The 26,501-nt window shown below is 60.8% G+C and carries 25 protein-coding genes; 11 read left to right on the top strand and 14 right to left on the bottom strand.

Annotated elements, in window-relative coordinates; all coding sequences use genetic code 11:
• Position 1: 1 nt before the first annotated feature.
• A complete protein-coding gene (locus BFW87_RS27185) occupies positions 2 to 736 on the top strand; it encodes a CPBP family intramembrane glutamic endopeptidase (RefSeq protein ID WP_078742799.1) in 735 nt (244 codons plus the stop codon).
• A gap of 366 nt (positions 737 to 1,102) precedes the next feature.
• Here BFW87_RS27185 and BFW87_RS27180 read toward each other — a convergent pair whose 3' ends face one another.
• Positions 1,103 to 2,812 (bottom strand): amidase, encoded by a 1,710-nt coding sequence (locus tag BFW87_RS27180; RefSeq protein WP_078742798.1) that lies wholly within the window; start codon positions 2,810 to 2,812, stop codon positions 1,103 to 1,105.
• 55 nt (positions 2,813 to 2,867) lie between these two features.
• Positions 2,868 to 3,656, bottom strand: a complete 789-nt coding sequence (locus tag BFW87_RS27175; RefSeq protein ID WP_078742797.1) for a helix-turn-helix domain-containing protein — start codon at positions 3,654 to 3,656, stop codon at positions 2,868 to 2,870.
• Between the two features lie 83 nt (positions 3,657 to 3,739).
• On the opposite strand from BFW87_RS27175, the gene BFW87_RS27170 reads away from it, so the two are divergent.
• Positions 3,740 to 4,045, top strand: coding sequence for a DUF2834 domain-containing protein (locus BFW87_RS27170; RefSeq protein WP_078742796.1), 306 nt, complete (start codon positions 3,740 to 3,742; stop codon positions 4,043 to 4,045).
• The gene (locus tag BFW87_RS27165) at positions 4,038 to 4,460 is read left to right on the top strand and encodes an MAPEG family protein (RefSeq protein WP_078742795.1); all 423 of its coding nucleotides are present in this window, start codon (positions 4,038 to 4,040) and stop codon (positions 4,458 to 4,460) included. Before BFW87_RS27170 ends, BFW87_RS27165 begins: the two co-directional genes overlap by 8 nt.
• A 140-nt stretch (positions 4,461 to 4,600) precedes the next feature.
• Here BFW87_RS27165 and BFW87_RS27160 read toward each other — a convergent pair whose 3' ends face one another.
• Genes BFW87_RS27160 through BFW87_RS27150 form a run of 3 tightly spaced genes read right to left on the bottom strand, consistent with a single transcriptional unit; the run spans position 4,601 to position 7,538 of the window.
• Positions 4,601 to 5,524: a sugar ABC transporter substrate-binding protein gene (locus tag BFW87_RS27160; protein WP_078742794.1), complete on the bottom strand. Its 924-nt coding sequence runs from the start codon at positions 5,522 to 5,524 to the stop codon at positions 4,601 to 4,603.
• A gap of 35 nt (positions 5,525 to 5,559) precedes the next feature.
• Positions 5,560 to 6,693 (bottom strand): phytanoyl-CoA dioxygenase family protein, encoded by a 1,134-nt coding sequence (locus tag BFW87_RS27155; protein ID WP_078742793.1) that lies wholly within the window; start codon positions 6,691 to 6,693, stop codon positions 5,560 to 5,562.
• A complete protein-coding gene (locus BFW87_RS27150) occupies positions 6,693 to 7,538 on the bottom strand; it encodes an SDR family oxidoreductase (RefSeq protein WP_078742792.1) in 846 nt (281 codons plus the stop codon). Before BFW87_RS27150 ends, BFW87_RS27155 begins: the two co-directional genes overlap by 1 nt.
• A gap of 122 nt (positions 7,539 to 7,660) precedes the next feature.
• Between BFW87_RS27150 and BFW87_RS27145 the strand changes: the two genes are divergently transcribed.
• On the top strand, positions 7,661 to 8,686 hold the full coding sequence (locus BFW87_RS27145) for a LacI family DNA-binding transcriptional regulator (protein ID WP_078742791.1): 1,026 nt from the start codon (positions 7,661 to 7,663) through the stop codon (positions 8,684 to 8,686).
• Between the two features lie 35 nt (positions 8,687 to 8,721).
• Entirely contained in the window at positions 8,722 to 9,726 is a 1,005-nt protein-coding gene (iolG, locus tag BFW87_RS27140) for an inositol 2-dehydrogenase (protein WP_078742790.1), read from the top strand.
• Between the two features lie 99 nt (positions 9,727 to 9,825).
• Here iolG and BFW87_RS27135 read toward each other — a convergent pair whose 3' ends face one another.
• Together BFW87_RS27135 and BFW87_RS27130 are read right to left on the bottom strand one after the other, a co-directional pair.
• Positions 9,826 to 10,599 carry a M12 family metallopeptidase gene (locus BFW87_RS27135; RefSeq protein ID WP_078742789.1) on the bottom strand — a complete coding sequence of 258 codons (774 nt, stop codon included), beginning with the start codon at positions 10,597 to 10,599 and terminating at the stop codon, positions 9,826 to 9,828.
• Positions 10,600 to 10,765: 166 nt separating this feature from the next.
• Positions 10,766 to 11,977: an MFS transporter gene (locus BFW87_RS27130; RefSeq protein WP_078742788.1), complete on the bottom strand. Its 1,212-nt coding sequence runs from the start codon at positions 11,975 to 11,977 to the stop codon at positions 10,766 to 10,768.
• A gap of 97 nt (positions 11,978 to 12,074) precedes the next feature.
• Between BFW87_RS27130 and BFW87_RS27125 the strand changes: the two genes are divergently transcribed.
• Positions 12,075 to 12,896 (top strand): AraC family transcriptional regulator, encoded by an 822-nt coding sequence (locus BFW87_RS27125; RefSeq protein ID WP_078742837.1) that lies wholly within the window; start codon positions 12,075 to 12,077, stop codon positions 12,894 to 12,896.
• A 225-nt stretch (positions 12,897 to 13,121) separates the two neighbouring features.
• Here the strand turns inward: BFW87_RS27125 and proP are convergent, their stop codons facing one another.
• Positions 13,122 to 14,624 carry a glycine betaine/L-proline transporter ProP gene (gene proP / locus BFW87_RS27115; protein ID WP_078742786.1) on the bottom strand — a complete coding sequence of 501 codons (1,503 nt, stop codon included), beginning with the start codon at positions 14,622 to 14,624 and terminating at the stop codon, positions 13,122 to 13,124.
• 152 nt (positions 14,625 to 14,776) lie between these two features.
• On the opposite strand from proP, the gene BFW87_RS27110 reads away from it, so the two are divergent.
• A complete protein-coding gene (locus BFW87_RS27110) occupies positions 14,777 to 15,307 on the top strand; it encodes a GNAT family N-acetyltransferase (RefSeq protein ID WP_078742785.1) in 531 nt (176 codons plus the stop codon).
• A gap of 143 nt (positions 15,308 to 15,450) precedes the next feature.
• Positions 15,451 to 16,854 (top strand): MFS transporter, encoded by a 1,404-nt coding sequence (locus tag BFW87_RS27105; RefSeq protein ID WP_078742784.1) that lies wholly within the window; start codon positions 15,451 to 15,453, stop codon positions 16,852 to 16,854.
• A gap of 39 nt (positions 16,855 to 16,893) precedes the next feature.
• Here BFW87_RS27105 and BFW87_RS27100 read toward each other — a convergent pair whose 3' ends face one another.
• From BFW87_RS27100 to BFW87_RS27090, 3 genes are all read right to left on the bottom strand, one after another.
• Positions 16,894 to 17,814, bottom strand: coding sequence for a bifunctional helix-turn-helix transcriptional regulator/GNAT family N-acetyltransferase (locus tag BFW87_RS27100; RefSeq protein WP_078742783.1), 921 nt, complete (start codon positions 17,812 to 17,814; stop codon positions 16,894 to 16,896).
• Positions 17,815 to 17,883: 69 nt separating this feature from the next.
• Entirely contained in the window at positions 17,884 to 19,176 is a 1,293-nt protein-coding gene (locus tag BFW87_RS27095; RefSeq protein ID WP_078742782.1) for a PQQ-dependent sugar dehydrogenase, read from the bottom strand.
• Entirely contained in the window at positions 19,173 to 19,586 is a 414-nt protein-coding gene (locus BFW87_RS27090) for a DUF2231 domain-containing protein (protein ID WP_078742781.1), read from the bottom strand. The genes BFW87_RS27095 and BFW87_RS27090 overlap by 4 nt, the downstream gene beginning before the upstream one ends.
• Before the next feature lie 168 nt (positions 19,587 to 19,754).
• Between BFW87_RS27090 and BFW87_RS27085 the strand changes: the two genes are divergently transcribed.
• Complete coding sequence (locus tag BFW87_RS27085; RefSeq protein ID WP_078742780.1) at positions 19,755 to 20,783, top strand: UV damage endonuclease UvsE; 1,029 nt, start codon at positions 19,755 to 19,757, stop codon at positions 20,781 to 20,783.
• Positions 20,784 to 20,853: 70 nt separating this feature from the next.
• Here BFW87_RS27085 and BFW87_RS27080 read toward each other — a convergent pair whose 3' ends face one another.
• Positions 20,854 to 22,296 carry a DUF1254 domain-containing protein gene (locus BFW87_RS27080; protein WP_078742779.1) on the bottom strand — a complete coding sequence of 481 codons (1,443 nt, stop codon included), beginning with the start codon at positions 22,294 to 22,296 and terminating at the stop codon, positions 20,854 to 20,856.
• A complete protein-coding gene (locus BFW87_RS27075; protein WP_078742778.1) occupies positions 22,293 to 23,252 on the bottom strand; it encodes a SphA family protein in 960 nt (319 codons plus the stop codon). The genes BFW87_RS27080 and BFW87_RS27075 overlap by 4 nt, the downstream gene beginning before the upstream one ends.
• 460 nt (positions 23,253 to 23,712) lie before the next feature.
• Between BFW87_RS27075 and BFW87_RS27070 the strand changes: the two genes are divergently transcribed.
• Together BFW87_RS27070 and BFW87_RS27065 are read left to right on the top strand one after the other, a co-directional pair.
• Positions 23,713 to 24,615: a LysR family transcriptional regulator gene (locus BFW87_RS27070; protein ID WP_078742777.1), complete on the top strand. Its 903-nt coding sequence runs from the start codon at positions 23,713 to 23,715 to the stop codon at positions 24,613 to 24,615.
• Between the two features lie 78 nt (positions 24,616 to 24,693).
• Complete coding sequence (locus tag BFW87_RS27065) at positions 24,694 to 25,494, top strand: alpha/beta fold hydrolase (protein WP_078742776.1); 801 nt, start codon at positions 24,694 to 24,696, stop codon at positions 25,492 to 25,494.
• A gap of 21 nt (positions 25,495 to 25,515) precedes the next feature.
• Here BFW87_RS27065 and BFW87_RS27060 read toward each other — a convergent pair whose 3' ends face one another.
• Entirely contained in the window at positions 25,516 to 26,496 is a 981-nt protein-coding gene (locus BFW87_RS27060; RefSeq protein WP_078742775.1) for a DMT family transporter, read from the bottom strand.
• Positions 26,497 to 26,501: the final 5 nt, after the last annotated feature.

Below are 26,501 nucleotides of genomic sequence, written 5' to 3'. Positions count from 1 at the left end.
CATGATCACTCAAGGCATGGCGGAATTGACCGACTACGGTGTCCAGTTGGCGCCGGGGCTGGTGCTGTTTGGCCTGTGGTTTGCACTCACGCCCAGGTCGCTGACGGGGCTGCGCATCGTGATTCTGCTGGCGGCCTTTGTGTTGATGCGCGACGTGATGACGCCGCTGGGTATGTGGGCGATCAGCCGCGAGGTGCAGATCGCGTTCAGCGCCAATGCCTTTGTGTTGGCGGTGTTGGGCGGGCTTTCGGTGGTGCTGATCATGCTGCTGTCACGGCTTGCGCCGGAGCTGTGGCGGCTGATCCGCTGGACCGTTGGCAACCCGTCCGTCGGCCTGCTCGTGGGGCTGGCAGTGGGATGTTTGATCGGTGTGCCATTGCGGCTTTACCAGGGCATCGAAGGGGCGGCGATTCATGGTTACTGGGTCTGGCTGCCGGGTATGGTGGTGCTGGCCTATGGCGCCAATGCGCTGGAAGAGGTGTTGTTTCGCGGGTTTTTGCAGGGTTACCTGGAGCAGCACGTCACCCCCTTGCGGGCGGCGTTGATCAGCGGCGTGGCGTTTGCGGCGTGCCATGCTTTCCTGGCGTTGAGCGTGACCCAATTGGGCTGGCCGGTGTTGCTGTTTACCCTGGTTGAAGGGTTGGCGTGTGCACTGGTGCGCATGCGCTACGGCGTGTTGCCGGCAATCATCGCTCATGGCACCGCCATCCTGCTGATTGCTGTGCCTCTGACCTGAAATGCAGGCCAATGTGGGAGCAGGTAAGCCAGCTCCCACATTTTTGAACCGGGTTTAGTCTTCCGCGACGGTGGTGTGTGTTGGGGCATCTGGATGCTTGCTGCCCCCGACTTGAAACGCGATCAAATGTGGGAGCGGGCTTGCTCGCGAATGCAGACTGTCAGTGACAAATATGGCGACTGATCCACCCCATTCGCGAGCAAGCCCGCTCCCACATTTAGAACGCGTTTAGTCTGCTGCCCTGACTTGAAATACAACCCCATGTGGGAGCTGGCTTGCCTGCGATGGCGCAGGGTCAGCCAGCATCAATTTCACTGATCCACCGCTATCGCAGGTAAGCCAGTTACCACATTTTCTACACCGTGTTTAGACGGCTGACAACGGCGGTGTGCGTGGTGGAATCTGGCGCTTGCTGCCCGTCGCTTCAAACGCCGCCGCAAACCGCAACAACGCCGAATCATCATAAGCGCGCCCGGCAAACGTCAGCCCCACTGGCATGCCGATATCCGCCATCACGCCCATCGGCACGGTGACGGTGGGCACGCCCAGATGGCGAATGGCGAGGTTGCCGTTGGCGACCCAGATGCCGTTGCTCCACGCGATATCAGCGGACGCTTCGTTGACGTCGGCATCCGCCGGGCCCACGTCGGCCACGGTCGGAAACAGCACCGCATCCAGCCCCAGTGAATCCATCCAGTCTTCCAGGTCCTGCCGCCGGGTTTGCTCCAGGCCGCGCAGGCCGTCGGGCACGGTGCTGATCTCGTTCCATGGGGTGATGCCGCGCTCGGCCATGCGCACGTATTCGTCCATGCCGGCGGCCAGGTCGTCTTCACGGTTGGGCAGGGTGCCCGGGTCGTGAGGGAAGATCTTTGGCCCGTCCACATCCGCCAGGCGGTTCAGGGTCGGGTCGCCGTTGGCGCGCAGGAAATCATCAAACGCCCAGGCCGACAGCTCCCACAACTCGTCGTGCAGGAACTCCTTGGACACCAGGCCACGGGTGAACACGGTCGGCGCGCCGGGGCGGTCGCCCTCACAGTTGGACACCAGCGGGAAATCCACCTCGATGACTTCGGCACCGGCCGCTTCCAGGGCTGTACGTGCGGCTTGCCACAGGTCGATCACCGTGGCGCGCGTATTGATTTTTTGCCCGGTCGGGCCACCAATGCCGGGCTTTTCACTGGTACCCGCAGCCGGGTCAGCATTGATGTACATGCGTGGCACGCCAAAGCGCTTGCCAGCGAGGGCTTCACTGCTCACGGCGAGTTCCGCGTAAGACGCCGGGCGCACCGAGACCACGCTCGGGATCGGCACCCAGGGTTGCAGGCGCCACAGGTCGCCACGTGTGTCGGGGTCTTCGGCGACCACCACGTCGAGCACTTCCAGCAAATCGGCCATGGTGCGCGCGTAAGGCACCACCACATCCATGGTCGGCGTCAGCGGCCAGTTGCCGCGCACCGAAATCACCCCACGCGAGGGCGTGTAGGCACACAAACCATTGTTGGACGCCGGGCCGCGCCCGCTTGACCAGGTTTCTTCCGCCAGGCCGAACGCCGCGAAGCTCGCCGCCGTTGCGGTACCGGCGCCGTTGGAGGAGCCGGACGCAAAGGGCGCGGTCAGGTAATCGGCGTTGTAAGGGCTTTCTGCACGGCCATACACACCGCGCTGCATGCCTCCGTTGGCCATCGGCGGCATGTTGGTCTTGCCCAGGCAGATGGCGCCGCCGGCGCGCAGGCGTTCGATGGTGAAGGCGTCGCGATGGGCTGTGAGTTTGGCGAAGGCCGGGCTGCCGGAGGCGGCGGTTAGCCCCTTCACCAAGTAACTGTCTTTAGCGGTGTAGGGAATGCCATCCAGTGGCCCCAGGGTTTGGCCTTTGGCCCGGCGCGCATCGGACGCCTCAGCTTCTTTCAAGGCTTGGGGGTTGCGTACGACCACGGCGTTCAGCGCGGTGGCGGTCTGCGGGCCATCGTAGGCATCAATCCGCGCGAGGTACGCCTGGACCAGTTCAACGGCCGTGGTCTGGCCGCTTTCCAGCGCAGCGCGCAATTGGGCAATGGAGACTTCGGTAACTTGCATCACGTTTTTTTCGCCGCCTTCAAGTGGGAGGTATGGCGGCAGTCTACGTACAGATATTTCACAAAACCAGCGCGGCATAGTCCGCATAAGCGGCGCGCATGATTTGCCACGTAGCCTCGTCAGCGGGAATCAGGTGTTCGATCCGCAGGGACGCGAGGGTGATGTCCTGGGGCATGCCGAAGGTGGTGAAGGTCGACAGAAAGTTCAGTTCGCCCCGAGTGGAGTCGAGACGTGTGAGTACCAGCGGCGGCATTTCTTCTGGCAATTCGTTGTTGGCTGGCACCGGCAAACTCGCCAGCAATGTTGCCAATTGCGGATTGGTCAGCGCCTCGCGGCTGGCTCGTTGCCAGGCCAAGGTGCGGATTTCTTCGGCGTTTATCAGGTGGTCGCCCAGGCCGCCTTTTTGCAGAAGAGTGGTCAGCAGGTTAAGCCCGTCCGTCGCACCCGGCTTGATCCCGACCAGTTCAAATAACACGGCGGTGCTGGTATTGGCGGCCAGCACTTGCCACTGGCTGCCCAGCAGGATCGCTGGGGCGGGGTTGTTGGCGTGCAGGACATGGCTGACGGCTTCACGTATCGCCGTCATAGCGGGTGCGACGAGCGGGGTGGTGGCATAGCGCGGCGCGTAGCCTGCCGCGAGGAACACGCTATTGCGCAGCTCCAGAGGTGTTTCCAGTGCCGTCAGCAAATTGTGCAAGGTGCCCTGGCCTGGGTTGGCGCGGCCGGTTTCGATGCAACTGAGGTGGCGCTGGGAGATGCCTGTAATCAGCGCCAGGTCCAATTGGCTGAGCTTGGCATGCCGGCGCAGCTGGCGCAGGTGTTCGCCGGCGGTAGTGGGGGTGTCCATGGCGTGTTCATGACCTCCGAGGTCATTGCGAGGGGCTGAACCCTATCACTAATGTGGGGCTCGTTCACTTCAAGGAAGAGACCATGCAAAGACCCTCTATTGCCTTGGCCGCTTTGGTCGGGTTTTCGTTGTACACGCTCGTGACGATGCTGACGGCCGAGCAGTCGCTGCTGGCGTTTGGACGGGAATTATTGTCACGGCCGGACACGGCGCAGGTGGTGATTGACCTGTACGTGATGGCCGCGCTGGCCTGCGTATGGATGTATCGGGACGCGCAAGCGAGGGGGCGGTCTGTTGCGTGGGTGTTGCCCTACTTTGTGCTGACGGCGGTGTTTGTTTCGGTTGGACCGTTGCTTTATATCGTAGTGAATGGGTGGCGCGATGAATGACCTCTTGCGTGTTTATGTCCTGTGCGTGTTGGTGCTCTGTTTGAAGATGTTTGCGATCTCGTGCTATCAGGGATTTTTCCGTATTCGGACGCTGGCATTCACTAATCAGGAAGATGCGGCCTTTTTCAAACGTGCTGCGCTTTCAGTGGATTTGGCCCCTGTGAACCGAGCGGCGAAGGCTTGGGCCAATGACCTGGAAAACATACCGTTGTTTTTTGTAGTGGGTGGGTTGTGTGTGGTGCTGGGGACTCCCGATATCGCAACAACGCTGTTGTTCGGCGGGTTTACCGTGGCTCGGGTGGTGCACACGGTGACGTATCTTGCGCAGTCGCAGCCTTGGCGAACGATGGCTTACGGTGCCGGTGTGGCGTGTCTTTTCGGGCTCGGTGGGATGCTTGTTTCAAGTGTGGTTTAACCAGCAACGCCGCAAGTCCAATGTGGGAGCTGGCTTGCCAGCGATTCAGGCACCCCGGTGTATCAGGCATATCCGGTTGATGCCATCGCAGCGGTGCGGCAATCCGACAAGCCAGCTCCCACAGGAAGTAGGGGGCGTGTTTAGGGGTTGAGGAAGGCTTGGTAGTTTTCCTTGGTAATCTGCTGATAAGGAATCGTCAACTCAGCCGTGTACGGCTCCTTCTTCACCATCTTCACCGCCAAATCAATCGAGCCCACGGCTTGCCCTTTGTTGTCCTGATACACCGTCACCAGCAATTGCCCCTTTTTCACCGCATCCAGCCCGGCAGGGCCACCGTCGCTGCCGGCCACCAGAATGTCTTTGCCCGGTTGCATCCCCGCCTGGCTGATCGCCATGGCCGCGCCGATGGCCATTTCATCGGCGTTCGCGGCCACGGCGTCGATTTTTTTGCCGGACACAATCCAGTTGTTCATCAGGTCAATCGCCTTGCCGCGCTGCCATTCGGCTGTTTGCTCTTCGACGATTTTGATATCCGGGTAGTCCTTGAGCACGGTCTTCACGCCCAGCGTACGGTTGTGGGTGGCGTTATTGGAGAGCAGCCCGAGCATGATCGCTAGGTTGCCCTTGCCGCCCATTTTCTCGGCAAGGTAGCGCATCTGGATTTCACCTGCCTTGATCTCATCCGAGCCGACATAGCCCACCCCCGGCGGGACTTCCTTGAACTCGGGACGGCGGTTGACGTACACCAGCGGGATTTTTGCCTGCTGGGCATTGACCGTCATTTTCTGTGTGGCCGCGGTGTCCACTGCATTGACGATGATCGCGTCCATACCCTGGGCGGTGAAGTTCTGCACCTGGTTGAGTTGGCGCACCACATCGCCCTGGGCGTCTTCGAATTGCAGGGTCACGCCGGGCAGTTCCTTGGCGTGGGTGGCCATGTAGTCACGCATCTGCGCAAGGAACACGTCATCGACCTGGGCGATGCTCACGCCAATACGAATATCGGCCATGGCCCATGGGGTGACAGCCAACGTAAAGAGTGCTGCAAGGAGGTGCTTTTTCATGCTGTTGCTCCGTTATTTTTGTTGTTGTGAAAGCATCACGCCTGGCGCTTGGCCCGCATCTGCGTGACGGCAGCGGCAAAGTCCGGGAAAGGCCAGCGTTCTGTGAGGGCCTGCTGCATCAGCTGTTGTCCGGTTTGCGGGGCGAGGCCTTGCAAGGGTGGGTCGGTGTCGAGGTTGGTGGGGAATGAGTAACCGTCGGCGGTGCAGGCGATGACCGCGTCGATGGCTTCGGCATTCAGCGCCGTGTTGGCCAGCAGTACCGGGTACACGGCGAGCATCATGCGGTCGCGGTCGAGGGCTTCCATGGGTTTGCCAAACGCTGAGGAGATTTGCAGCAGGTTGGCCATGCGCTGTGTGTCTGGCGTGCGGTTGGTGCCGGCGGCATGAAACAGCGCCGGGTTGAAGAACAGCAAATCTCCCTTGGTCAGCGGCAACTGCACGGCGTGCTGCTGGAAGTAGTCGATGAACTCCGGGCGCCGCCAGGCCAGGTAGCCCAGCGCGTATTGCTGGGAAAACGGCAGCAGTTGGGTCGGCCCGGTTTCCAGTGGCATGTCCGAATGGGCCACGGCACCTTGCAGCGTGAGGTACTGAGACAACACGTGCAGGGGCAGGGGAAAGCGCTCCACCCCATCATTGGTTTGAAACCCCAGGTGATAGTCACGATGAGGCTGCTGCGCCTGGCCGCCGGGGTGCACCACGTTCACCTGCGCCGTCATCTGAAAGCCCGGCCCCAGCCACGCCTCGGCAATCAACCCCAACAGCGGGTTGGCGTAGTACTCGACGAACGAAGCGGGCGATGCCAGCGCAGCCTTTTGCAACGAATTCCAGATGCGCCCGTTGCTGCCGGCCTTGGCAAAGTGGTCGGCCGCCACGCCTTGCGCCGCCTCATGGGCGAAGATCGTTTCAAACACCTGACTCTGACGATCGACCACCGCCAGGTCGTCATAGGCCCCACGCACGACCATCACGCCGGGGCCATCACGAAACAGGCGATGCAGTTCATTCATCACGCTGAGGCGGTCGCTATGGCGCAACGTGTGTGCCTGATAGATCGGCACGTTGCTCACGACCTCAAAACACAGCGGATACTCCTCGGCGCTGGCGCTTTGCGCGCACACCCGGCTGAAATCCGCCAGGCGCACGGCCTCGGCGGTGACGAAAGCCGACATCACTCACCTCCCGGCAGGCTCAAGGCCTGATGCGGTTGCGGCGTGCTGCTGTCGGTGCAGCCGACCACGCCTTGCTCCAGGTCGATCACTGCGCCGGTCATCATCCCCGACTCGCGGGACAGCAAAAACGCGACGCTTTGCGCCACTTCTTCAGGCTTGAGCAGGCGGCCAAACGGCTGCGCGCTTTCGGCCTTTTCCAGCCAGCCATCCTCGGCGCCGTGGTACTGGCGCTGGATGTCGTCCTCGTGCGGCGTGTCCATCCAGCCAATGTTCAAGCCGTTCACGCGGATGCGGTTGCGCAGGGCGCTGAACGCGACGTTCTTGGTCAGGATCGCCAATGCCCCTTTGGACGCCGCATAGGCGCTCAAAAATGATTGCCCGCCATGCCCGGTGACGCTCTGGATATTCACCACCGCGCCTTCCACGCCCTGGCTGATCATCAGCTTCAACGCATCCTGCATCAGGAAAAACGGCGCGCGCACGTTCACCGCAAACAGGCGATCGAACAATTCCGGCGAGGTATCCAGGATAGTGCCGCGATCGGACATCCCGGCGCAGTTCACCAGCCCGTGCAAGGTGCCGAAGTGCGTGCGTGCCGCCTCAATGATCGCGCGGCAGTCCTCAACGCTTTCCAGGTCGGCCTCGACAAAAAACGCCTGGCAATCCAGCTTGGCCAGTTGCCGAACCTGCTCTTCGCCCTGGGCACGGCGGCGCCCGCAAATGATCAGCCCGGCAGCACCGCGCCGCGCCAGCGTGTGCGCCACTGCCGCCCCCAGCCCTTGGGTACTGCCGGTGACGACAAAATATTGGCCGCTGAATGACGTGGCGAGATCGGTGAGAGGCATGCAGTTCTCCTGGATTTTTGTTGTTTTCATCGCCGCGCTCGACGGCGGGCAAAACGGAGACTAGCATTGCAAAACCTCAGTAACGCCCAAAAAAGACCTCAAAAACACCTCAGGCGAACCGCATGCTCGAACGCGCAAAACACTTCTCCATCAAACAGCTCGCCACTCAGGCCGGGGTTAGCAAAGCCACGGTCGACCGCGTGTTGCACCAGCGCGGCGCCGTGCATGCGCAGACACAACGGCGTATCGAGCAGGCGCTGGAGGAGTTGGAGTCCCAGGAAAAAAACGGCCTGGCGGTTGGGCGCACCTTTCATGTCGACGTGATCATGCACACGCCCAAGCGCTTCAGTGCGGCGGTGCAGGCGGCGATCGTGGCGCAGCTGGGCAGCCTGGCGCCGTTTCGCATCGCGCCGCGCTTTCACCTGTTTGAAGAAATCGAGCCCCAGGCCATGCACGACCAACTGCTGCGTTGCCTCGACACCGGCAGCCAGGGCGTGGTGCTCAAAGCTGCCGATGAGCCGGCGGTGAACCAGGCGGTGAAACAACTGATTGCGGCGGGCATTCCGGTGGTGACGTTGGTCACCGATCTGCCGCAAAGCGAGCGCATCGGCTACGTGGGCATGGATAACCGCACCGCCGGGCAGACCGCCGCTTACCTGATGTCACGCTGGCTGCCGACTCAGCCACAGGACGTAGCGGTGGTGATCGGCAGCGAGCTGTTCCGGGGCGAAGAAGAGCGTGAAATGGGCTTTCGCGCCTGGCTGCGTGGGCGCGCGCCACACCTGCGCGTGTTGGATATCAGCGGTGGCTATGGCGTGTATGAGCGCACGTTCGAACGGGTTACCCAAGCGCTGAAGCAGTATCCCGAACTCAAGGCGGTGTACAGCGTCGGCGGCGGCAACCGCGCGATTGTCGATGCATTCGCCGCCCAGGGACGCGGGCTGGAGGTGTTTATCGGCCACGACCTCGATGAAGAAAACCGTCAGTTGCTGCTCGAAGAAAAAGTCGCCGCGATCATCGACCACAACCTGCAGATCGATGCCCGCAACGTGTTTCTGCACATCCTGCAACACCACCGGCTGTGGAAAGCCGGGCCGATTGCGCCGTCACAGGTGCAAATTGTTACACCGTTCAACTTGCCGGACTGAGTACTCCCTTCAAAAACAACATCAGGAGTTCAACCATGCTTCGTATTGCCGTTTTAGGTGCCGGGCGCATCGCCAAGATCCACGCCGCCAACGTCGCCGCTCACCCCAACGCCACGCTGGTGCTGGTAGCCGATCCCTGGCGCGAAGGCGTGGATGCGCTGAGTACGCAACTGGGCTGCGAAGCGGCTTACGATTGCGCCGCCGCGCTGACCCGCAAAGACATTGACGCGGTGGTCATCGGCACGCCCACCGACACGCATATCGACCTGCTGCTGGCTGCCGTGGCCGAAGGCAAGGCGGTGCTCTGCGAAAAACCCATCGACCTCGATATCGCCAAGGCCCGCAGCGCCGCCCAAGCCGTCGAGCGCCAAGGCGGCAAAGTGATGCTCGGGTTCAACCGGCGCTTCGATCCCGACATGCTGCGCCTGCGCCAGGCCCTGGATGCCGGCGAGATCGGCGCCGTGCGCCAGGTCATCATCACCAGCCGCGACCCAGGCCTGGCGCCGCGCGACTACCTGAAACACTCCGGCGGCATCCTGCGCGACATGACCATCCACGACTTCGACACCGCCCGCCATTTGCTCGGCGAAGAACCGGTAGAGGTCAGCGCGTTCGCTAGCCGCCTGGTGGACCCGAGCCTGGAAGAAATCGACGATTACGACAGCGTGATGGTGTTGTTGCGTACTGCGTCCGGCAAGCAATGCCATATCAACTGCTGCCGCCAGGCGGTGTACGGTTACGACCAGCGCGTGGAGGTCTCCGGGGCCAGCGGTGTGCTGCTCACCGACAACCACCGGCCCAGCACATTGCGCCACTGGAGCGCCGAGCACACCGAAGCGCTGGAGCCGTTGCAGCACTTTTTTCTGGAGCGATATGCGGATGCTTATCGCAATGAGCTGACGCAGTTTATTGAGGCGCTGAACAGTGGGCGGCAATTGCCTACGAGTGTGCGGGATGGGTTGTATGCGCTGCACCTGGCGGATTGCGCGTTGGAATCGGTGAAAACCGGAAGAAGTGTGGCAGTGCATTACGATCTGTGACGGGCTGCCCATGCTGACTCCAGGCGCAGGCGTGGAGTCAGGTATAAAGATCATTCAGGGACGCACTCAGGAAGAGAGTGCCAACCGTACAATCCCTATTCAAATAAGGCCTTTGCGAAAAAAACGTCGGGCCTGGATTTCGGATGCTGTAGGACGGGGGAGCGGGTACAGCGACTTCAAGAACTCTTTATCAGCGTCGGACAGTGTTTTGTTTGGGGCGACTCCTTCATTGTTCGATGTCATTTCAGGGGGGACGTTATAGTGCATGATTGATTTGCGATCATAAGGTGTTGTGATTGCATTAGCCGGGTCGACTTTTCTGAGCACTTGATGGTCAGTCATGCCTTTGCCCCAGCCCAACTGTTCGTTGTAGACCTGATAAGTCTTTGCCTCGTCGTATTGTACGGTCCTGTCCGGATGGTGATGTTCGTGTTCTACACCGAGTGCATGCCCGAACTCATGCAGTATGTAGTGCCGCAAGTCAGCAGGGGCAGTGTTGAGATCTACATGCATTGTAGGTTGGTCTTTAGGCGTGCTGAGCGCGGTCGTGCCCAACTTTGACCAGGTGCCTTGTATATCCCTATGTGCCGATATACGGATGTCACCCTCATTGCCCTCGACAAACTTGAACTTTAGATTAATGAGCCCCGCAAAAACGCCGATGGACTTTTGTACTAGCCTCTTGGTGGCTTGCGGTGTGTCCAGAAATGAAATGGTAATGGTGTGATTCTGCGGCCATAAATATCGCTTGTCTGCCACGCCGCGTTTAGTTCGGCTAACGGCTGACGTATCAGGTGGTTCATTGGTGGTCGGCGTGCTGTTCGGGTCTAGCGTTGGAGGGGCGTGATAAATCGTGGGAGTTGAAGTAATCATGCAATATCCTCTTCAGGCAGATGCGATGTGAAGTCACTATCGACTAGCCTCAAGTGGGTGGCTCTATCAGCGATTTGGTTCCTTTTCAGGTAGGAAGCTTAGTTGCAGCGCGGAGGATGACTGCCTTGATTGTCGCAAACTCAAGGCGGTCACCCTGTAGGTGTTTTTACACGCCTTTAGTCGACGGCAACAACACCGTCAGAATCCCGACCAAGGGCAGGAATGAACAGATCTGATAGACGTATTCGATGCCATGGCTGTCAGCGAGCAAGCCCAGCAATGCCGCACCGATGCCGCTGAAGCCGAACATCAGGCCGAAGAAGATGCCGGCAATCATGCCCACGTTGCCCGGCACCAGTTCCTGGGCAAACACCACGATCGCCGAGAAGGCCGAGGCCAGCACGAAGCCGATGATCACGCTGAGCACGGCGGTCCAGAACAGGTCGACGTAGGGCAGGGCGAGGGTGAACGGCGCGGCGCCGAGAATCGAGAACCAGATGACTTTCTTGCGGCCGATCTTGTCGCCGATCGGACCACCCGCGAAGGTGCCTACGGCCACTGCGCCGAGGAACAGGAACAGGTACAGCTGGGAGCTGGCGACCGAGAGTTGGAATTTTTCGATCAGGTAAAAGGTGAAGTAGCTGGTCAGGCTGGTCATGTAGAAATATTTGGAGAACACCAGCATGGCCAGCACCACCAGGGCGAAGGTCACGCGGCCTTTCGACAGACCGTGAGTGGCTTTACCACCGGCCTTGAATTTGAACAGGTTGAGGTGGTTGCGGTACCAGCGGCTCAAGCCATACAGCACCAGAATCGCAAACACGGCGAACAGGCCAAACCAGGCGATGTGGGTTTGGCCATACGGAATGATGATGGCTGCCGCCAGCAACGGGCCGAAGGCGCTGCCGGTATTACCGCCGACCTGGAAGGTCGATTGCGCCAGGCCATAGCGGCCGCCGGAGGCCAGGCGGGCCACCCGCGAGGTTTCCGGGTGGAAGGTCGAAGAACCCACCCCCACCAGCGCCGCCGCCAGCAAAATGGCCGGGAAGGTGCCGACAAATGCCAGCATCAAAATGCCGATCAAGGTGCTGACCATGCCCGCCGGCAGCAGCCAGGGTTTGGGGTGGCGGTCGGTGTGGTAGCCGATCCACGGCTGCAGCAGGGACGCGGTCAGCTGGAAGGTCAGGGTGATCAGGCCCACTTGAGTGAAACTCAGGCCGTAGTTGGCCTTGAGCATCGGATAGATCGAGGGCAACACCGCCTGAATCAGGTCGTTGATCATGTGCGCCAGGGCGCAGGCGCCGAGGACGCGCATGACCAACGGGCTTATCTGGGGCGTAGCTGTTGCAGCGGCGGGTGACGCGGTCAGGGTCGACATGCAGGCATTCCATACAAGGCAGCTAACAGAGGCAAACGGTACTTATGCCGTTTGCCCATTTCAAAATATTTCGGCGTTCATGCTAAATTCAGTGAAAATGCCTGTCTCGCGAAATTCGGGAGGCAACCATCGCAAAAAGGGCGAAATGATTAAATCACTGGATACATTTCTGCGGGAGATCGATGAGGGCGACTGGGCTGTCATCAGTTCCGCCACCGACTACCCCGAAAACTGGGTAATACCCGACCACAGCCATGAGAAGCATCAACTGCTGTACGCCATCGAAGGCGTGATGGTGGTGCATTCGCTGCAGAGTCAGTGGACGGTGCCGCCCAATCGCGGGTTCTGGATGCCGTCCGGGCAGGTCCATTCACTGCGCTGCGTGGGGCCGTTGAAGATGCGCAGTGTGTTTGTGCGTCCCGACAGCTTCCCGAATTTGCCGACCGAGACCAAGGCGGTGAGTGTGTCGCCGTTGCTCAGTGAACTGATCAAGGCCTCCGTCAGTTTGAAGCCGCCGTATGCCGAAGACTCCCGGGATGCGCGGATCATGCACCTGATTCTGGATGAACTGGCGCTGCTGCCCGCGCTGCCGCTGTCGCTTCCCCAGCCAGCCGACGTGCGCATAAACGCCATCTGCCTGGCCTGGCAGGCAGATCCGGGAGACGCCTCGACAGTCGCGGATTGGAGTGATCGACTGGCGCTGGACCAAAAAACCATCCAGCGTCTGTTTCGCAAGGAAACCGGGCTGACCTTTGGCCAATGGCGCCAGCAAGCGCGACTGCTGTTGGCGCTGGAACGCATTGCGGTGGGGGAGAAGATCATCGATGTGGCCATCGAGTTGGGCTATGAAAGCCCGAGCGCCTTTACCAGCATGTTCAAGAAACAGTTTGGCAAGACGCCGAGTCAGTTTTTTCGCTAGGGCAATAAGACGTTAGCCCATCAACACTCCCTCCTGGCGAGCGAGCCTGTTGTGGCGAGCGGGCTTGCCCCGCGTTGGGGCGCGAAGCGGCCCTGAAACCTGCCGCCGCGTTCCAATTGTAGAAACGCGATGGCTTTACTGGGGCTGCTGCGCAGCCCAACGCGGGGCAAGCCCGCTCGCCACAACAAGCGCACTTGCCACAGGTTCTGCGTTCGCGTTTTGCGCTTAGTTAATCCGTGGATGCTGTTGCACCAGGTTCTGACGCTTGGCTTCCAGCTCGGCGATCTCGGCGTCGAGGTCTTCGATCTTCTGCTCGATATTGTCGTGATGCTCCTGCAGCAACTCCTTGGCTTCTTCCATGTCCGAAGCGGCTGGCGCTGCGCCGCGCAGGGGCTTGTTCGCGGTTTCCTTCATGGTCAGGCCAGTGATCAGGCCCACCACCGCAAACACCATCAGGTAGTAGGCGGGCATGTACAGGTCACCGGTGCTTTCCACCAGCCAAGCCACGGCGGTCGGGGTGAGGCCCGCGATCAACACCGAGACGTTGAACGCACTGGCCAGCGCGCTGTAGCGCAGGTGAGTGGGGAACATCGCGGGCAGCGTCGAGGCCATTACGCCGATGAAGAAGTTGAGGATCACGGCGAGCATCAGCAAGCCGGCGAAGATCAGACCGATCTTGCCGCTGGTGATCAGCATGAAGGCCGGAATCGACAGGAACAGCAGGCCAATGCTGCCGGCGATGATGAAGGGCTTGCGGCCGATCTTGTCGCTGATAAAGCCAATGAACGGCTGTACGAATAGCATGCCGACCATGATCGCGATGATGATCAGCACGCCGCTGTTTTCTTTGTAATGCAGGTTATGCGACAGGTAGCTCGGCATGTAGGTGAGCAACATGTAATAGGTCACGTTGGTCGCCGCGACAATGCCGATGCAGGTCAGCAGGCTGCGCCAGTGCTTGGTCGCAACTTCCTTGAACGAGACTTTGGGGCCGTGGGTCAGGCCTTCGCGGTCGCCTTGTTCGAGTTTGTCCATGTGCTGTTGGAACGCGGGTGTTTCTTCCAGCGCGTGGCGCAGGTACAGGCCGATGATGCCCAGGGGCAAGGCGAGGAAGAACGGCAGGCGCCAGCCCCAGGACTCGAAGTCTGCTTCGCCGAGGACGCTGGAGATCAGCACCACAACGCCAGCGCCGAGCACGAAGCCGGCGATGGAGCCGAAGTCGAGCCAGCTGCCGAGGAAGCCGCGTTTGCGGTCCGGCGCGTATTCGGCCACAAAGATGGAGGCACCGGTGTACTCACCACCCACCGAGAAGCCCTGGGCCATTTTGCATAGCAGCAGCAGGATCGGCGCCCAGATGCCGATGGAGGCATAGGACGGGATCAAGCCGATGGCGAAGGTGCTCAGGGACATGATCACGATGGTGGCGGCGAGGACTTTCTGCCGTCCGTATTTGTCACCCAGCGCACCGAAGAACAGGCCGCCCAGCGGGCGAATCAGGAAGGGTACCGAGAAGGTGCCCAGCGCCGCGATCATTTGTACGCTGGGAGAGGCGTCGGGGAAGAACACTTTGCCGAGTACATAGGCGACAAACCCGTAGACGCCAAAGTCGAACCACTCCATGGCGTTACCCAGTGCGGCGGCGGTAATCGCCTTGCGTACCTTGGTATCGTCGACGATGGTGATGTCATTCAATCCGATGGGATTGACGCTTTTCTTACGTGATTTCATGCGGACCACTCTAAATCTGAACAGGGGAGGTGCCATCGCAGCGATGGCACCGCTCTGTCAGTTCAGATACAAGCCGACACGAAATAATTCACCACTATTTGCGTTTTTTTGCCAATGGAGCGAGCTTCTCCGATCCTCACAGGAGTTTTTGAATGTCCATTTCTCCATCACGTCTGGTTTACCGTCCGCCACAGCCCAGCGATGTGCAGCGATTGTTCGCGATCTACGGCGACCCGCAGACCAATCTGTTCAACCCCAGCGGCCCGATGGCCAGCCTTGCCGACGCGCAGCGCACGCTGGACCATTGGCTTGAGCAGTGGGCGACCCTCGGTTACGGCTGGTGGGCGATTGCGCGCCGTGAGCAGCCTGAACACATCATTGGTTTTGGCGGCGTGGCGCCGCTCAATTACCTCGACGTGCAACGCATCAATCTGGGCTACCGGTTCGCCGTTGAAGCGTGGGGGCAGGGCTATGCCACCGAGGTAGGCCGTGCCGCGCTGGTGCTGGCGTTTGAAACCCTTGGCCTGACTGAAGTGTTTGGCCTGGTGCGGCCCGACCACGCGGCATCGATTCGCGTGCTGGAAAAACTCGGCCTGCAGCGTTTCGGCGAGCTGGATGATGTGCCTGGCAAGGCACCCAGCCTGGTGTTCAGGCTTTGTCATCCTACAACTGAAATTTCCTGACCACTTTCATGGACGAGTAAAACCTCAATAAGCGGCAATCTTTGCGATTGACACCGCACAGGGACCTCGATATAAAAGTCACAGTTGTACGACGACATATGACGTTACATATGTCCTACCTAACAAAAATAAAAAGTGATGCCATGAATTTGAATGAGCCCATCAACGCCCATCGCGTCGGCCAGGCCGTCGGCAACTATCGCTGGACCATCTGCGCGATGTTGTTCTTTGCCACCACCGTCAACTACCTCGATCGCCAGGTGCTCAGCTTGCTGGCGCCGCAGTTGTCCACGCAATTTGGCTGGAGCAACACCGACTACGCCAACATTGCCGCGGTGTTCCAGTTTGTTTACGCCATATCGATGCTGTTCGCCGGGCGCTTTGTCGACAAAATCGGCACCAAAGCCGCGTACGTCGTGGCGATCGGCATCTGGTCCACCGGCGCGATCATGCATGCGTTCGCGGTGCCCATGGGTGAGGGCATTGCGGCGGTCAGCGGTGCGATCGGCCTGGCGGTGATCCCGGTGTCGATTGCCGGCTTCATGCTGTCCCGCGCGGTGCTGGCGATTGGCGAGGCGGGTAACTTCCCCATCGCGATCAAGGCCACGGCCGAATACTTCCCGAAGAAAGAACGCTCCTTGGCCACCGGTATTTTCAACTCCGGTGCCAACGTCGGCGCGATCCTGGCGCCTATCTGCGTGCCGTTAATTGCCGGAATGTGGGGCTGGGAAGCGGCGTTTATGGTCATCGGCATGCTCGGCTTTATCTGGGTGGCCGTGTGGTCGGCGCTCTATCAGAAGCCCGATGAGCAAAAACGCCTGTCGGCTGAAGAACTGGCCTACATCCGCAGCGATCAGACCGTAGAACCGTTCACGCCAGCGCCTGCCGGTGCAGTCGCCAAGAAAGTGTCGTGGTTCAAGTTGTTGACCTATCGCCAGACCTGGGCGTTTGCCTTCGGCAAGTTCATGACCGACGGTGTGTGGTGGTTCTTCCTGTTCTGGCTGCCGACTTACCTATCGGCGCAATACGGCATGAAAGGCTCGGACATCGTGATGCCACTGGCCGTGCTGTACAGCATGACCATGGTCGGCAGTATCGGCGGTGGCTGGTTCCCCAGCTACTTCATGGCGCGCGGCGATGCACCGTACGACGGCCGCATGAAAGCCATGCTGGTGATCGCGCTGTTCCCGTTGGTGGTGTTGCTGGCGCAACCCTTTGGCTACTTGAGTTTCTGGGTGCCGGTATTGCTGATCGGCGTGGGCGCCTCGGCGCACCAGGCGTGGTCGTGCAATATTTTCACGACCGTGTCCGACATGTTCCCGCAGAAAACCGTGGCCTCGGTGGTCGGTATCGGCGGCATGGCCGGTGGCCTGGGCGGTGTGGTGATGACCAAGATCGGCGGCTGGGTGTTCGACTACTACAAGTCCATCAATGACATTCACACCGGCTACATGATCATGTTTGCGATCTGCGCGCTGGCCTACCTGGTGGCGTGGAGCGTGATGAAAGCACTGGTGCCGCGCCACAAGGAAATCACAGACCTGTAAGGCGTCACTTCCCGCGCTGTTGAACAGCGCGGGAAGGCTTCACAACTCGCGGGTCCAGGTCTCATCGATCAGCGACTTGCCAAAGTTCACGGTGGGTTCTTCCTTGACCAGGTTGAACCCCGCTTTACGGTAGAGCTTGCGCGCATCGGTCAGCGCATCCACCGTCCACAGGATCATGCTTTTGTAGCCCACCTGCCGGGCGAAACGCAGGCACTCGTCTACCAGCCGCGAGCCGATCCCCATTCCCCGTGCACTGGCGTCCACGTAGAGCATGCGCAGCTTGGCGGTGGTCTCGTCATGGCGCACTACAAACACCGAACCCACCACCTCGCCGTCCTTTTCAGCGATCCAGCAGCGCTCGCACGTCTGATCAAATTCGCGCAGGTACGTGGCGGCAATCTCGGACACCAGCGCCTCAAATTCCCAGTTCCAGTTGTACTCGCGTGCATACAGTGCCGACTGTTGTTGCACCACCAACCCCATGTCGCCCGGTTGCGGGTCACGCAGCAGGTAACTCGGAGTGCGGCCTTGCAGCAGTGTCTGGATACGCTGCATGGCGCCGGTCAGTTGCTGTTGTTGCTGCTCCGGCAAGGCTTCCAGCAGGGCGATCACTTGCGCCTGGGATTTCTTTTCCAGGGGCGCCAACACCTCGCGGCCGAGGTCGCTGAGGTGCAATTGCACCGCGCGGGCGTCGGTGACCGAGCGGACCTTCTGGATCAAGCCTTTCTTTTCGAAACCGCTGATCAACCGGCTCAGGTAGCCCGCGTCGAGGCCAAGCATCTGGCACAGATCTGCGCCTGTCAGGTCGCCAAGGGCGTCCAACTCGTACATCACACGGATTTCAGTCAGGGAAAAGTCGCTTTGCAGCAGGTGTTCCTGCAACACACCGATCTGGTGTGTATAGAAACGGTTGAAGCCACGGATAATGCCAGCGCGTTCGACGAGGGAGGTCGTGGACATGATGATGCTCTGATGGTTGCCTGAGGCAATTATATTGTTGCCTCAGGCAATCATGTCAAAACATTTCTTTTAGCGATTGCGCGTGACCCGCCAGACGGTGTTGGCCAAATCATCGGCAATGATCAGCGCACCTTTTGGATCCACCGTCACGCCCACCGGGCGCCCGCGGGTCTTGCCGTCATCGCCGCGGAAACCGGTAGCGAAGTCGACGGGCTCACCGGCCGGCTTGCCATTACTGAACGGTATGAAGACCACCTTGTAGCCCACCGGAGGATTGCGGTTCCAGCTGCCGTGCTCGCCGACAAATACGCCGTCGGCGAATTTCTCACCCAACTCGGGAATGGAGAAGTCCACGCCCAGCGCCGCAACGTGAGAACCCAGGCTGTAATCGGGCTTTATGGCGGCAGCGACTTTCGCCGGGTTCTGCGGTTGCGCGCGCGGGTCGACGTTCTGGCCCCAGTAACTGTAAGGCCAGCCATAGAAGGCGCCTTCGCGTACGGAGGTCAGGTAGTCGGGAACGAGGTCAGGGCCGAGTTCATCGCGTTCGTTGACCACCGTCCACAGTTGCCCGGAGCCCGGCTGAATGGTCAGCGCCGTCGGGTTGCGCAGGCCAGTGGCGTAGGGCTTGTGCGCGCCGGTGGCCGCGTCGATCTGCCAGACCATCGCCCGGTCGATCTCCACTTCCATGCCGCGTTCGGTGATGTTGCTGTTGGAACCGATGCCCACGTAGAGCTGGCGCCCGTCTGCGCTGACGGCCAGGGACTTGGTCCAGTGGTGGTTGATCTGCGCGGGCAGGTCGGTGACTTTGCTCGGCGGGCCGCTGGCCTTGGTCTGGCCGTCGGCGTAGTCGAAGCTCACCAGCGCATCCTGGTTGGCGACGTAGAGTTTGCCGTTGGCGAAGGCAAGGCCGTAGGGCGCGTTGAGGTTGTCGGCGAACACGGTTTTCAGCTCGTACGTGCCGTCACCGTCGGCATCGCGCAGCAGGGTCAGGCGGTTGCCGCCTTTGACTTTGGTGTTGCCTTCGGCCTTGATCACACTGGCGATCACATCCTTGGGTTTGAGCTTGGCTGCGCTGCCACCACGGCCTTCCGCCACCAGAATATCGCCGTTGGGCAGTACCAGCGTCTGGCGCGGGATGGCCAGGTCGGTGGCGATGGCGGTCACGCTGAAGCCTTCCGGCACCTTGGGTTTCTGATCGCCCCACGGCGTGGGCTCGGCGATTTTCATGCTCGGCAAGAGGCTGCTTTGTGGTGCTGGCAATTTGGGGTCAGGCCCGCGTGCCTGGGTCTTGTCGCCCTCGCCACCGCAGGCGGTCAGCAACAGTGCGGCGCTTAACAGGGTCAGTGTGTTGGACGTTTTCATTTGGCACCTCCCGAACGCAGGCCAGTCCAGGTGGCGGCAAGCGCCAGCAAGGTGACAATCACCGATAGCACGAGGCCAGTGGGCATGGCGGCGTAGGCGTCCTTGGCATGCTGAAAGGCATTGATCAGCCCGAGCACCCACGTGGCTAACAGCAGCAGGACATACAACGTGGGTTGCCCGGCCTTGCGCTCGGCGCGCAGCAGGTTGACCAGCGCAAACAGAAACGCCAAACCTGCGAACACCAGCGCACCGGCGATCAGCCACGAGGCGAAGTTCGCCCATTGAATCTGGTAAGTCTGGGTGTAGGCGATGTCGCTGAGCAAAGCACCGAGAAACAGTGGCACGGTGCCGGCCAGCAGGGTCGCGTGCAGCGGCCCGGGCAGGTGACGGTAGGCGGGAAGGGTGGTCATGGGGTGGCGGCTCCTTGTTGTACAACGCCCCTGGGGGCAGCGCATAGGAGAGGAGCCTGGCATTTGTGGGAAAGTTCAGCTGGATTCGTGTCGAAATATTATGAACCGGCCCGTCACGCTCGGGCCTAACCCAGTATCATCCAGCCCTTTCTATCGTCAGGCGTTTCCATGACCCATCCTCGCATCGGCTTTGTGTGCCAATACAAGCATCCCGAGCGCCTGCTCTCGGCCAGCGCCTTGAAGCTGATCGAAGGCCCGTTCAACCCGCGCACCACCACCTTGCGCTGGATGGAAAGCGTGACGCCCCAAGTGGCCCGCGACAAACTGGTGGAAATCGTCACCCACAACCTTGCCGCGCAATTGCGCCTGCTGGCCTACGTGGCCGAGCTGCCGCCGACGTTGCGCATGCTGCGGGTGAGCAGTGACTTGCTGCCGTTCTACAGTCACCCGAAAGTCGCCCACGTGTACAAAGACCCGGCCATCGAACGCCAGTTGATCGAAGGTTTCGCCGCCATCGGTGACCTGGCGCGCGCCTCGGACATTCGCCTGTCCTTCCACCCCGGCCAATATTGTGTGCTGGGCTCGGAAAACCCCGGCGTGGTGGAAAACAGCCTGGCCGAGTTCGAATACCACGCCGACATGATCCGCATGATGGGCTACGGCCGGCAATTTCAGGACCTCAAGTGCAACGTGCACATCGCCGGGCGCCTGGGCGTGGAGGGCACCCGTACGGTGTGGTCACGCTTGTCGGAGGTGGCGCGCAACTGCATCACCTTTGAAAACGACGAGAAAACCTACGGCCTCGATCACTGCCTGCAAGTGGCCGACCTGGCGCCGGTGGTGCTGGACATTCACCACTGCTGGATCCACGAAAACGACTACATCGACCCGCATTCGCCACGGGTGGCGCAGGTGATTGACAGCTGGCGCGGCGTGCGCCCGACCATGCATTACTCGCAGCCCCAGGAAAGCCTGCAGGAACTGGGCTTTGATGCCGAACACAAGCTGGAAATGGACGCGTTGTTGGCGGTGATGTCCAAGCGCGACCTCTACGCCCACAGTGCGCAAATGTGGAACCGCTGGACCAACGATTACGCGCTGCAGTTTCTCGACCGCTTCGACATCATGATTGAGGCCAAGGACAAGAACGTGGCGTCCCAGGCGTTTTATGAGCATTGGCAGCGAAGCCTTCAGTAAGTGGCTTGTGGCGAGGGAGCAAGCTCCCTCGCCACAGGTACGGTGTCTGCCCTTAACTGACGGGTATGGGTCAAAGCGCCTGGATATCCGGCAGTTTCCAGGTCTTGTCGAAAAAAGCCTGGGTCGGGCCGTACCAGCGGAAATAGGCAAACCAGCCTTTGCCCGGTGCGGTTTTAACCCAATTGCTCTCATGCCCGACGGGTGCCGAGGCGCCGAAATACAGGTCGATGGAGCCGTCCGGGTTTTTCTTCAAAGCGTCGTAGGAAGAAATGGCGGCCTTCGATGTGTCGGTTTTGACCATTGAACGGGTGAGGTTGTCGTACACCGTCAGCGACCAGAAGTCTTTCACAGGTACCTCTGCCGGCACTTGCAAACGGTAGCTTTTGCCACCGTCCAGCCATTCGCCTTTGGCATCCTTGGCCGCACTCATGTACTGCGAACCGGCGCCCACGATGGGCTTGATCATCCCGGCGGCGACGGTAATGGCTTCGAAGGTGTAGTCGGTGCGTTCGTCGAGTTGGGCATAGTTTGTGGCCTCCTGATCCGGGTTAAGCGTCAGCACCCATTCCCAGTGAGTGCCTGGATAGGCATTGGCATTTTCCAGTCGCGGTGCAAAGCTCAGGGCCTGGGCCATCAGGAAGCCGACTTGGGCCGCTTCGGTGAGGATCTTTTTCTGGCGAGCGTCCGGCTTGAAGGGTTTGCCTTTCTCAATGCCCAGCGGCTTGAGCATGGCGTGGAAAAACCGGTCACGGGTTTCGACCGGTTCATGGTCGAGGATTGCCGCCAAGCGTTCCCAGTACTCGTAGCCGGCAGGCGCGATGGAGTTCATGGCCTTGTCGCCCGCGTGGAAAATCCGCGTGGCGGGCGGTTTGTCAGCCTGGGCGTAAGGGTAGATACGGATCTGGTCGAGGGTTTTCACCGCGCTTGCGACATCGCCGTTGTGCACGATGCCGCGCCCCAGGTACATCACGCGATTGGTCGGTGACTGGAGCACGAAGTAACCCTGAGGGTTGTCGACTTTCGCGCCCGGTGGCAGCAACAGGAATTTGCCGCCGTTGCCCTTGTCCGGCCCGAACGGCCCGACTTCGCTGACGGGGCGCTGCCAATAGTCATCGATCACGCCATAGGCACCGGCGGGCGAATCTATCACCACTGCGCCGTCACGGCTGAGGTCGATAAACGATGCGGCATAAATCGTGGTGCTGTTGCCGGTCAGCGCTACTACTTGCGGCGCGGTGAACTGGTTGACGACGCCCACCTCGTTTGGCCCCACGCCCCAGTCGCGCTCGTTGGCCAGGCGCAGGCTGTCGAGTGCCACGGTGGGCATCGCCCAAATGTAGGCCTGTACGGCGCGCTGGAAATCCAGTTCGTTATACAGCGTGTCGACGCTCTTTTGGTCGGGGTAGCCGTTGTGCAAGGTCAACGAGCCGATGCGTGTGTTCACCGTATCGCCCCAGGCTGGGAGACATGCCAGGCAAAGTGCCAGGGTGAGCGCGCGAGGATGGTTGATCATTGTGTTGATCCTTTACCGGAAAGGGGGATCACCAGCGACACCCACATGTTCCAGCCTTCCGGCCGGTTCTTTGCGTCGAACTCGTAGTAACCCTTGACGTTGGCATACCACAATTCATCGCCTACTTTGAAAAAGTGCCCGGCCTGGGGGCCGATCCCGGCCACCCGTGACTTGAAGTCACCCAGCACCGCGCCGCTGCCGCTGTCGCCGGTGACTTGTTCGAAGTAGTAGCCGACCAGCCCGACCAGGGTTTGCGAGGTGAGAAAGTGCGAGGCGCTCAGGTCGATGTGCGCATCGACGCCGTTCTTGTAGTCGGTGTCGTTGTTTTTCCAGTTGTAGGTCATGCCGGCGACGGCGGAAAACTCGTTGGTCTTGTCGAAATAGGTGTAGCCCCCGCCCGCGTCGAGGGCGGCATGGCCCAGGCCGATATTCACCAGGCGGTTGGGGTCGTAAGCACCAATGGGGATGTTGCCCATGGAGTACGCCATGAAATTATGCACGCCGTGGTTCCATTTCAGGGTGCCGAGCAGGTAGAGGTCGCTGCCGCCCTTGAGGCTGTCGTTCGTGCCGCCGGAAAAGGAGCGGCCCCGAGGCCCGGTGATGGTCGCATCAATGCTGGCCTCGGAGCGGGCCACTGCGCCTACGGCTGAAATCGCCGCCTGTGCGCCGCCGAGTACCGGGGTTTCAAACGTGTAGGTGGGGCTGGCGAACAGCAGGTCGGCCTTGGCATCCAGCCCGACCACGGTGCGCCCGCCACGCGGGACGACAGCGTTTTTGTTATCGCTGGCGCTCACGTGGTAGTAGATCAGCGGCAGGCTCCAGCCCGGCGTGACCGGGGCGGCGGCGAGTGCGCCGAACTGCCCCGGCAGCCAGAAGCTGATACCGCCATCATCGGCGTGCGCCAAGGCGATGGGGAGCAGGGCGATCAGGCCCAATACGCTCGTCTTTGTGGTCATAGGACTTCCTATCCAAGAGGCCATTTGGTGCGTGCGGTCGGGGGCTGTGCTCCCCGTGGCTGCTTGAGCATAGTTCAAGGTTTTGAGGTTGTTGCGCCAAGCGTCTTGGCGGGGGTTGTGCATCGCCTTGAACTGGACGGATGCCGAGAGCAGGGGAGGGCTTGTTGTGGCGAGCGGGCTTATTGTGGCGAGCGGGCTTGTCCCGCGTTGGGCTGCGAAGCGGCCCTATAACCTGACAACTCGGTTTATCAGTTGTACCGCGTCGCCTGAATTGGGAGCGCTTCGCACTCCAACGCGGGACAAGCCCGCTCGCCACAACAAGCCTGCCCACCACAACAAGCCCGTTTGCCACCATAGGCCCGTTTGCCTCGATAGCGTCGCGATCAGTTCCTGAGCCCTGAATACATAGGTATATTGGCACTCAAACTCCCGTTACATACGCCAAGCCTATGGATGCCCCATGATCAACTTTCGCCTGATTCGCCACCTCTGGCTGTTCCTCGCCGTCGCCGAAGAGCAGAACTTCGGCCGCGCTGCCAAGCGCTTGGGCATGTCGCAGCCGCCGTTGAGCGAGCAGATCCAGGTGCTGGAGCAGGCGCTCAAGGTCACGCTGTTCGAACGCTCCCGGCGCGGCGCCAAGTTGACGCCGGTGGGCGCGGCGATCCTGCCGGCGGTGCGCAAGTTCGCCGAGCAGCTGGAGCGCCTGGAATTGGCGGTGGAGGAGGCGGTGGCGGGGCAATCGGGCATGCTGACCATCGGCGCGATTTCCACGGCGATGTTTGACGTGCTGCCCGGCCTGATTGACCAGCTCAAACAGCAGTACCCGCATCTGACGGTCTCGGTGCGTGAAATCGACAGCGTTGAGGCGGTACCGGCGCTGGAAGCCGGGGATATCGACCTGGCGTTCGCGCGGCTCGATGGCGACCTCGGCCCGGCGATTCAGTCGCTGCCACTGCTCGAAGACCGCCTTATGGTGGCCTTGCCGAGCAATCATCCGCTGGCGGCGCGCACGCGCATCAGCCTGTCGAGCCTGGCCAGCGAGCCATTGGTAATGTTTTCGCGCAAGGTCAGCCCGGTGTATTTCGACAACCTGATCGCTACGTGCCGCGCCAGCGGGTTTTCGCCTCGGGTGCTGCATGAAGTGCGCTCGGTGGCCTCGCAGATCGCCTTTGTCAGCTGCGGCCAGGGCATTGCGTTGGTGCCCGCCTCGTTGAAGAAACTCGCGCCGGATAATGTGGTGCTGCGTGCGCTGACGCAAAAGCTGAAGGTGGTGACCACGGCAGTCGCCTGGAACAGCGAGCGGCCCAACCCGTTGGTGACGGAGCTGGTCGCGCAGTTTCAGGCTCATACGATTGGCGTATGAAAGCATTCCGTTATCCGTTATTTACAGAAGGCTGCAAACCCCTGACATTGGCGGCCTGACTGTTTGAGGAGCCCCACCATGTCGTTTGTTCACACCGCTGTGCCGTTGACGGTCGACGGCGTTGCGCTGGACATTGCCGCGCTGCATCGCAGCGGCGAGCGTGCGCCTATCGTGTTCCTGCACGGGTTCGGTTCAACCAAGGAAGACTACGCCGATATCGTCCTGCACCCGGCGTTCGACGGGCATGCTTTTGTCGCCTATGACGCGCCCGGCTGTGGTGAAAGCCAATGTGCCGATTTGTCGAAAATCGGTATTCCCTTCCTGTTGGAGACCGCGTTGCAAATGCTGGAACATTTCGACATCCAGCGCTTCCACCTCGTCGGCCACTCCATGGGCGGGTTAACCGCCTTGATGCTCGCCCATCGTTTTCCTGGCCGGGTGCTGAGCTTTACCGATATCGAAGGCAATATCGCTCCCGAGGACTGCTTCCTCAGCCGCCAGATTGTGGATTTTCCCGCAGATGATCCCGACGCATTTTTCAGCGCCTTTATCGACCGCACCCGCCACGCACCGGCGTATGCCAGCGCGCTGTATTCGGCCAGCCTGCGGCACAAGGTGCGGGCCGGTGCGGTGCGCGGGATTTTCCAGTCGATGGTCGAGCTGTCCGACCACGCCGACCTGATGGGCAAATTCCTCGGGCTGCCGTGCCCGAAGATGTTCATGTATGGCGAACAAAACGCTTCACTGTCCTACCTGCCGCACATTCAGGCTCACGGCGTGCGCCTGGCGCCGATCGCCGCGTGCGGGCATTTCCCGATGTACTCCAACCCGGTCGCCATGTGGCAGCAGATCGCTGACTTCCACAGCCACTGCGGCTGACGCACCCAACACCCCAATGGTTCAGCGGCATTGCGCACGCGGGGCACGTGGAATCGGCGGTGTTTTCGCTGGGTTTTGCGTGTTCGGTGCGACGCTGCGCGCACGCAACAGATCCTGCCCGCTGACCACTGCAATGCCGACCAGCACCAGCAGCGCTCCCAGCACAAAAGGCGCCTCCAGCGGATCACCCAGCAGCCACACGCCGAACCCCACGCCAAACAGCGGCGTAAGGAACGACAACACGCCCAGTCGCGAACCCAGGTAACGGCCGAGCAGCCAGAACCATACCAGCAGGCTAAGGAAAGAGAACACCACCGTCTGGAACGTCAGGCTGGCGAATGCGATGCCCGAGAGGTGGAGCCGGTTTTGCCCGGTCACCACGGCCACGATTCCGAGGATCAGGCAGGCGCCGGCCAGTTGGTAAAACAGGGTCAGCGGCGCCGGTGCTTCTGCCAATTTGGAACAGCGAATACTCACCGTCGTCGCGCCCCAGGCGATGGCGCCGAGCACGCCCAACGCATCGCCCATGCGCTGCGGTGTAACCCAGCCGTCGCCGGGCTTTCCTGGCGTATAAAAGGCCACGGCGATGCCGATAAACGCGAGCAGAATGCCCGTCCATTGCACGCGGCTCAGGCGCTCGCCGGGGAACCGAAAATGCAGGCCGATGGCGGCGAATACGGGCGCGGTATAGAGGAAAATCACCATGTGCGCCGCCGAGGTGTAGCCCAGCCCCACTGACACCGCGAGGTATTCGGCGGCGAACAGCACGCCGACGATGATGCCGCCGCGCCAAGTCTCCACACGGCATTTCGTACGGTAGCGGCGCAGCAGTAGCAACAGGCCGACCATCACCGCAGCGATCCCGGAGCGCAGGGCGATTTGCAGCATCGGCGAAACAGCCTCGGCGGCCACTTTGATCGCCACCTGTTGCAGGCCCCAAATGGCACACACCATGATCATCATCACGGCGGCGCGCTTATCAATCGGCTGACGACTTTCCACGGTAG

The sequence above is a fragment of the Pseudomonas fluorescens genome (assembly GCF_002022275.1).
Lineage (GTDB): Bacteria > Pseudomonadota > Gammaproteobacteria > Pseudomonadales > Pseudomonadaceae > Aquipseudomonas > Aquipseudomonas fluorescens_AJ.
The sequence above is the reverse complement of the archived record's forward strand: the minus strand, read 5'-3'. Positions and strand labels throughout refer to the sequence as shown.